This window comes from Bartonella saheliensis, from assembly GCF_902162175.1.
Genome location: NZ_LR607247.1, coordinates 1 through 7,727, shown reverse-complemented (window position 1 = coordinate 7,727; position 7,727 = coordinate 1). Strand labels below are relative to the sequence as shown.

Here is a 7,727-nt window from a genome sequence, read left to right as displayed (position 1 = left end):
ATTTTTATAACCTTTACGAATATGGAGACGGTACGAGGGAATATGAGGAATTCGGTGGTGGACAATATAACGAAATGCCTGCTGAAGTTGATTACAGTACCAAGGCACAAGTGAAAGCGTGGATATATGGTGGTGATTTGCCAAGCAGCGTATTGAATTGCGAACCGTTGATACGTGAAGTGAATGAGAAAATCAAAAAACGCACCAAGGATGACCAGTTGATTTGTGAGATAACGAATGATTTTGAGAGAGGGTATCCATTGTCTTGTGATGAGATGGACAGAGAGCTAGAAAAAGCGCTTGATATTCAATTAGGTAGGAACCAAAATGAAAAAAAGTGAAAAAAATAAAAAATACGTATTGACATTAAAGGCGGGTTCGTTTAGAAGGGTTGGCAAGTGCTCAAAACACTTAATCGTAAGCGGATAGACCACGATAAGGTTTCTCCCATTCTTAAAATACTGACTGTCTTTTATGCTTTAAATAGCGTATGATGATTTATGTCGGGTGTAGCTATACTATACAAGACCCTTTCGAGGGGAAGGTATAGCGACGGACTTACGACCGTGTTTTGAACGCCCGGCGCCCTTATGGGTGTCAATTTCAAAACTCTAATTTCGTAAGGATTACAAGCATGAATGCTACAGTTAAAAACACCCCCGTTATTTCTTCTATTTCAAATGAAACTGCCCTTATTAATAAACAAGAGCCTGCAAAAAAATACGAATTTACGGGTGAAAACTGCGTTGTTAACGGTGTGACTTTACACCGCATTAAAGCTTTAAAAGACTTTTCTGATGTAAAGGCTGGGGATCTCGGTGGTTTTATCGAAAATGAAAGCAATCTCTCTCATGATGGCGACTGCTGGGTATATGATGATGCTATGGTTATTCAAGCAATCGTTTCCGAAAATGCAAAAATACGCAATAATGCCTGTGTTGTGAATTGGGCCAGGGTTTACGGTAATGCCGTGATTAGTGATAAGGCATGGGTTTTGAGTGATAAGGCACATGTTTATGACAATGCAGTCATTAATGGCAATGCAAAAATTGGAGGCTATGTTTTTGGCAATGCCGTTGTGAGTGATAATGCCGTTATTACAGAGGGGGCCCTTATTTACGATAATGCCCGTGTTTATGAAAATGCGTATGTGAGTGGGCTTGTGTTTAATGATGCCCATGTCTATGGGAAATCACGCCTTGCTGCGTGGTCAAAAGCTTATGGAAATGCTCATGTTTTTGATAAAGCTATAGTTTATGATGGTAGCAGTATTTATGACAATGCCAAGGTTTCTGGCTCGGCACGTGTTGGTCCCTGTGCAAAAATTCACGATAATGCTCATGTGAGTGGCAAGGCACAAATTTGCCAATTTACAACGATTTATGGCAATGCTGTGCTTAAAGAAAATAAGAAATTTTCTGAAGATGTCTGTGGTGTTGATCAGGATATAAATAAAGCAGCGTAAAAAAAGCAGCGGCGCGGCGGGGGCGCCTCCTTTAAAAATCTCATTTAAAAATTTAACGAATATTAGATTAGGGAGTTACCTATGACCAATACAACTGTATCTAAAAAGTATGAACTTATAAATGAAAGTCACGTTAAAGGGATTACTTTATACCGCATTAGAGCTTTAAGAGATTTTGGTGATGTCAAAAAAGGCGACATTGGTGGTTTTATTGAAAGTGAATACAACCTTTCTCACCAAGGTAATTGCTGGGTATATGATGATGCTTGTGTTGTAAGCTCTGGTCGTGTTTATGAAAATGCAAAGGTCTGTGGCAATGCTGTTATTGGTGGGTTTGTTTATGGCAATGCTCATATATGTGGTAAAATCCGCGTGTATTTTGGAGCTCATATTTATGATAATGCGCATCTTTCTGATAAGGTTTGGATTTATCAATATGCACGAGTTTATGGGAATGCAAAATTATCGGGGTGTGCACGCATTTATAGCACGGCTGAGATTTATGATCATGCTGTTGTAAGTAGCTCTTCAAAAATTTATGGCAAAGTTTATGGGAATGCTAGCGTGGGTGGGTATGTTAAGGTCTACGGCTCTGTTTATGGGAATGCAAAAGTGACTGGTTATCACACCATTAGAGGTTTGGTACATGGCAATGCAAGATTAAAAAGAGATGGTTATTCATATGTTGAACAAAACATTTACTATGCATATGGGATTCCAGAAGATTGTGAAATTTATGAAAACGATCACGTTGTAAAGATTAGTGAAAATAAAGCAGCATAAATAAGGGGGCGGGGGGCTGGTTTTAGACAGAAAAAAGCCGCGTCAAAATTAATGAACACGGCTTCTTTTTTATCAAAACCATTATTAACAAGGACAATTCATTACGAAAAAATTAGTGAATTACATATTTTGTGTATAAACGCAATGGCGTTTTTATCAGATTGAAGCATAAAACAAATCATGCTATGCTTAATTCGCAACGTTATTATAGCGTTGTTTTTTAATCGTTCTCTAGAATTTATAGTGTTTTTCTTAAGTATCATAAAAAGCCGTGCCAATTGATTTTGACACGGCTTTTATCTTGTTATTTTGCAATACATACTGGTCTCAAATAAAATACTACATATTGTGTATAAAAACAAATTTATTTTAATTCTATTTGCAATTAAAAAACAAATCATGCTAGTATAAATCCGATTTAAGAAGTTGAGAACCTTGTCATCTTTTTTAGGTGGCAAGGTTTTTTTAATGTGATCTTATCATAACCTTGCTTTTGAATGCTTTTATCAAACAATAGACAATAAAAAACCGCATCCTTTAAAGACACGGCTTTTTATGTACGCTTCTGTTATTCCATTATCCAAGAGTGGACGAATATCTCTATACTACACAAATCGTATAAAAACGCAAGATATAAAACAGGATTCACATTGTGGATTCAGTAGGTTATAATGATATTTTTTGAAATTGATTTAATAACATTATGACCATTACAAGCACTGCTTATTCCAATGAGATGCAAATAGAAGAGCAATCTTCTTTTCGTCAACTCCCGCATAATATTGAAGCCGAGAAAGCTTTGCTTGGTGCGCTTCTTATCAATAATGATGCTCTTGATAGAGTTTCTGATTTTTTAAAAGCAGAACACTTTTTCGAACCGTTGCATCAAAAGCTTTTCGATATCATCTCACAGGTTGTACAAAAAGGAAAAGTTGCCAATCCCATTACCATTAAGCACTTGCTGCCAATAGAAGAAAAGAGAGGTAATGTTGCTGTCTATAATTACGTTATTCGTTTAGCAAAAGAGGCAGTAACAATCATTAATACTAAAGATTACGGGCGGGTTATTTATGATCTTTTCATTAGACGCTCTTTAATTAATCTTGGTACGCAAGTGACTAATATAGCTTTTGAGGCACCACTAGAATTTACACCAGCACAACAAATTGAAACGATTGAACATCAGTTATTTGAATTGGCAGAAAAGGGCAAATATGGGGGTGGCTTTGAACAATTTGATACAGCTCTTACAAAAGCAATTAACATGGCAAGTGCTGCGAAAAAGCGCTCTTCAAAATTATCAGGAATAGCTACTCATATTACAACGCTTGATGCAAAAATGGGAGGACTACAAGCATCTGATTTGATTATCCTTGCAGGGCGCCCTGCTATGGGGAAAACGTCACTGGCTACCAATATTGCCTTTAATATTGCCAATGCTTGCAAGCGTCATGATGACAGCCAAGCCAATGAAGGAGGCATTGTTGGTTTTTTCTCACTTGAAATGTCTACAGAACAGCTTGCAACCCGTATTATTTCTGAACAAACAGGGATTTCATCTTCTGATATGCGTCGTGGCAATATCTCTGAAGAGCAATTTGCAAAAATCATGCATTCTAGACATCATTTACAAAAATTACCGCTTTATATTGATCCAACTGGTGGTATATCAATTACGCAATTGGCAGCGCGTGCAAGACGTCTTAAGAGGCAATATGGTCTAGACGTCTTGATTATTGATTATATCCAATTAATGACAAGTGGTGCAAAACGCTCATCAGAAAATCGTGTTCAAGAAATTACAGCGATTACCATGGGTCTTAAAGCGCTTGCAAAGGAACTCCATATTCCCATCATTGCTCTTTCACAACTTTCACGACAAGTTGAAAATCGAACAGATAAACGTCCACAACTTTCCGATTTACGTGAATCTGGTTCTATAGAGCAAGATGCCGATATTGTGTTGTTTGTTTATCGCGAGGAATATTATCTGAAAAATGAAGAACCCAAATTAGGTACTCTTGAACATGTCAAATGGCAAGAGGCAATGGATAAAGCATCCGGTAAAGCAGAAGTTCTTATAGCAAAACAACGCCATGGTCCCACAGGAACTATTCCTCTTGCTTTTCATTCCGATTTCACAAGATTTAGTGATTTAAGCTTCATGTAAATCATTGAATATATGTTATTAAACAACTGAAAACATTGTAAAAAAGCAGAATTATGTTATAATTTTTTGTATCAATAATGGGATTATAAACATGTTAAATAAAGTGATTTTAATTGGTCATTTAGGGGCAAATCCTGAAAGCAAAACAATGTCATCTGGTGGCGAGGTGGTCAATTTTCGCATGGCAACCTCTGAGAGCTATACAGATAAGGCAACCAATCAAAAAGTAGACAAAACAGAGTGGCATTCCATTGTGGTGTTTAATCCACATCTTGCAAAAATAGCACTTCAGTATCTTCATAAAGGCAGCAAAGTTTATATCGAGGGGCAGTTACAAACCCGTAAATGGCAAGATAAAAACGGCGTGGAACGGTATGTAACAGAAATAATCTTACCTAAGTACAAAGGCGACTTAAAGCTTTTAGATGGCAAAAATGATGATACTCAAGAGCAGTCTCCTTATGACAGAAGCATTCACAGGCCTCTTGATATGTCTACAGTACCAAATGATAGCGTTCCTTTTTAGAGGTTATCTGTGAAAAAAAATAAAAAGAGGGGACGCCCTAAAATCACAGGGCAGATAAGAGAAGCCAATGGTCGTATATCACGTGCAAAAGCACCGCGTGAAGCCATTGATAAATTGGCTATAGAAATACGTGCAAAGCGCTTCTGTTTAAGCTTACAAGATGCGAAAAATCCACTTGTCGGTACTTATATAGGGCGGCTTTGTTTGCAAGGGCAACTCACTCAAGAGCAATATGACACCGCACAACAGTATCTACAGATACGAAATAACTACCTTTGTGCAAAAGGCTTGCCTAATGCTATTTATGATGACGTTTCTACAAACTCAGACCCTAATAGTCTTGAACAGTGGATTGAAAAAGCAACCCGTCATTATCAATCCATGCAAGAGGTAATAAAAGGAGCGCAATGTCTCTATAGACAGTACAATCTTTATGCCGCGCTACAGTACCTCGTTATAGAAGATCAAGAATTACCGCATCTTGTAAGTTCACTAAAGGTTGCTCTTAATGCGCTTTATAAATATTGGAAATAACGGCTCTGTAACAAAACAGTGACCGCTCCCTTGTAAAAGGGGTCAGGTGCGAAGAGGTGGCTTGCTGCCTCTTTCGCTTTTTATAGATCATTGCATGTTGCTCTTAATGCGCTTCAGAAGTATTTTTCATAATAATTATAGATCAAAGTTATGGAAACTCTATAATAACTCTATATAACAGATCAATTTCATGATTTAGTTTTTCAAGTTTTTTCTTATTTTCATTTATCTTTTCTCTGTAGTTGTATAAGTGTTGCATGAGGTTTGATATATGTGCATGCTCATTAGATTGTTTTGCATCATTCACACGCCTCATTGTATTTATTTCAAATTCTATAAGGGTACACAAAGTTTTAAATACCTGATCTCGTTTTATAACTATATCCTGCCATTTTTTTATTATACGAACACGTTGTTCATAGGACTGCCTCGATAATCGCCAATTTTGTTCCGAGAAAAATATTTTTTCTATCCATAAGATGTTGTAAAATCTGTCTGACCACCAGTAATTTCCATTTACAAGAAAAATGCGGAATAGTTTCTCTCGTTCGCTAATTTCTTTCGAAGAAAATATTTCTTTCGGATTTGTATATCCCATTTGAGTGGGGATAGGACATAATATTAGAAATGTGATAATTAAGATGCTTCTAAATAAAGATTTTTTTATTAACATTGTTTCTACCTTAATTTACATCTTAACTACCTAACCGATTCCCTTTAAAATTATCAATATGTGTTATTTTTGTGTTGACAAAGTGATGCAAATCGTATTTAATGACAATCACGGCACTAGTCGTATTGTATCTAAATGAGGGTTGGATACAGTTTAAAGCCCCGCAAATGCGGGGTTTTTTGTTATCTGGAGGGAGGAATTTATGACATCAGAAAATACAGAACAGGTTTTTCAAGCGACCAAAAAGCCTATGCCTCCTAATGCTGGTCAAGGGCGGGTCAAAGGAGTCCCCAATAAGAATACACGTCTTCTTAAAGAGGCGATTATTAAAGCAGCTGAATTGGCAGGCAGTAAGTATGGCAAGGAAGGGCTGATCTCTTATCTAGAAAAGCAAGCGATTAAATGCCCAGCTGCTTATTTAGCCTTGCTTGGCAAGATCTTGCCCTTACAAGTGACAGGAGAGGACGGGGGAGCCATTAAGATGATAGGGCGCGTGGAAATAGCGCCTTTAATGAATGACGACAAGACAGATTAAGATTGTACCAAAGCTTATACCGATTTTTACGGGTAAGGCGGCGGTGCGTGCTGCTTGGGGAGGACGGGGATCAGGAAAGACAAGATCCTTTGCTTTGATGGCGGCTTTAAAGGGCTATCAATTTGGCATGGGAGGTATATCAGGGACTATTCTTTGTGCACGTCAGTTTCAAAACTCGCTAGCTGATAGTTCTTTGGAGGAGATAAAACGCGCCATTGAAGCCCATGACTTTTTACAGGACTATTACAAAGTTGGGGAAGCTTCAATTAAGTCGAATGATGGGCGTATAGGTTTTCAGTTTTGTGGTCTGGATAGGAATATTGCGAGTATCAAATCCATGGGGCGGATATTGCTCTGTTGGGTCGATGAGGCAGAACCGGTCACAGAGACAGCTTGGCAGACGCTTATACCGACATTGCGTGAAGAAGGCGAGGGTTGGAGAGCAGAGTTATGGGTGACATGGAACCCATTGCGAGATAATGCCCCCGTTGAGAAGCGCTTTCGCTTTTCAGACAATGAAGCCATTAAGCGTGTTGAGATCAATTGGTCAGACAATCCGAAGTTTCCAAAGATCTTGAATGAAGCGCGTCTTGATGATCTTAGAAATCGTCCCGAGACCTATAAGCATATATGGGAGGGGGCTTATTTAACAGCGGTTCAGGGCGCTTACTATCAGAAAGAGATGTTGGCAGCTGAGCAAGAGGGGCGGATAGGGCGCGTTGCACGTGACCCTTTAATGCAGATACGTGCCTTTTGGGATATTGGGGGAACGGGGGCTAAGGCAGATGCAACGGCTATTTGGATAGCGCAATTTGTGGGCAGAGAGATCAGAGTGTTAGATTATTACGAGGCACAAGGACAGCCATTATCAGAGCATATCGGTTGGTTACGTGACAATGGTTATGAGAAGGCACTGATGGTTCTCCCCCATGATGGCGCGACAAGAGACCGTGTGCACAATGTGAGTTTTGAGAGTGCCTTAAATGATGCGGGTTTTGAGACGCAAGTGATCCCCAATCAAGGGGCTGGTGCAGTCAAAAT

General features: G+C 38.6%; 9 protein-coding genes. 8 read left to right on the top strand and 1 reads right to left on the bottom strand.

Features of this window, described 5'->3' with window-relative positions; translation table 11 throughout:
* The 6 genes from FS875_RS08895 to FS875_RS08870 all read left to right on the top strand — a co-directional run.
* Positions 1-341: hypothetical protein (locus FS875_RS08895; protein WP_144755814.1), on the top strand; the 341-nt coding region annotated here is incomplete at its 5' end.
* A 293-nt stretch (positions 342-634) separates the two neighbouring features.
* A complete protein-coding gene (locus FS875_RS08890; protein WP_144755811.1) occupies positions 635-1,465 on the top strand; it encodes a hypothetical protein in 831 nt (276 codons plus the stop codon).
* An 81-nt stretch (positions 1,466-1,546) separates the two neighbouring features.
* Entirely contained in the window at positions 1,547-2,248 is a 702-nt protein-coding gene (locus FS875_RS08885; protein WP_144755809.1) for a hypothetical protein, read from the top strand.
* A 703-nt stretch (positions 2,249-2,951) separates the two neighbouring features.
* Positions 2,952-4,418: a replicative DNA helicase gene (locus FS875_RS08880; protein WP_144755806.1), complete on the top strand. Its 1,467-nt coding sequence runs from the start codon at positions 2,952-2,954 to the stop codon at positions 4,416-4,418.
* 91 nt (positions 4,419-4,509) lie between these two features.
* Positions 4,510-4,944 (top strand): single-stranded DNA-binding protein, encoded by a 435-nt coding sequence (gene ssb, locus FS875_RS08875; RefSeq protein ID WP_144755803.1) that lies wholly within the window; start codon positions 4,510-4,512, stop codon positions 4,942-4,944.
* 9 nt (positions 4,945-4,953) lie between these two features.
* Complete coding sequence (locus FS875_RS08870; protein ID WP_144755800.1) at positions 4,954-5,478, top strand: hypothetical protein; 525 nt, start codon at positions 4,954-4,956, stop codon at positions 5,476-5,478.
* A 148-nt stretch (positions 5,479-5,626) separates the two neighbouring features.
* Here the strand turns inward: FS875_RS08870 and FS875_RS08865 are convergent, their stop codons facing one another.
* Positions 5,627-6,151 carry a hypothetical protein gene (locus FS875_RS08865; protein ID WP_144755797.1) on the bottom strand — a complete coding sequence of 175 codons (525 nt, stop codon included), beginning with the start codon at positions 6,149-6,151 and terminating at the stop codon, positions 5,627-5,629.
* A gap of 202 nt (positions 6,152-6,353) precedes the next feature.
* On the opposite strand from FS875_RS08865, the gene FS875_RS08860 reads away from it, so the two are divergent.
* Together FS875_RS08860 and FS875_RS08855 are read left to right on the top strand one after the other, a co-directional pair.
* The gene (locus FS875_RS08860) at positions 6,354-6,686 is read left to right on the top strand and encodes a hypothetical protein (RefSeq protein ID WP_144755795.1); all 333 of its coding nucleotides are present in this window, start codon (positions 6,354-6,356) and stop codon (positions 6,684-6,686) included.
* The coding region (locus FS875_RS08855) for a PBSX family phage terminase large subunit (RefSeq protein ID WP_144755792.1) at positions 6,667-7,727 on the top strand (1,061 nt) is incomplete at its 3' end. The genes FS875_RS08860 and FS875_RS08855, both read left to right, overlap by 20 nt.

Excerpts from the sequence above, each read along its gene's own strand:
- ssb (WP_144755803.1), top strand. The coding sequence starts at position 4,510 with ATGTTAAATAAAGTGATTTTAATTGGTCATTTAGGGGCAAATCCTGAA.
- FS875_RS08865 (WP_144755797.1), bottom strand. The coding sequence starts at position 6,151 with ATGTTAATAAAAAAATCTTTATTTAGAAGCATCTTAATTATCACATTT.
- FS875_RS08890 (WP_144755811.1), top strand. The coding sequence starts at position 635 with ATGAATGCTACAGTTAAAAACACCCCCGTTATTTCTTCTATTTCAAAT.
- FS875_RS08880 (WP_144755806.1), top strand. The coding sequence starts at position 2,952 with ATGACCATTACAAGCACTGCTTATTCCAATGAGATGCAAATAGAAGAG.
- FS875_RS08885 (WP_144755809.1), top strand. The coding sequence starts at position 1,547 with ATGACCAATACAACTGTATCTAAAAAGTATGAACTTATAAATGAAAGT.
- FS875_RS08860 (WP_144755795.1), top strand. The coding sequence starts at position 6,354 with ATGACATCAGAAAATACAGAACAGGTTTTTCAAGCGACCAAAAAGCCT.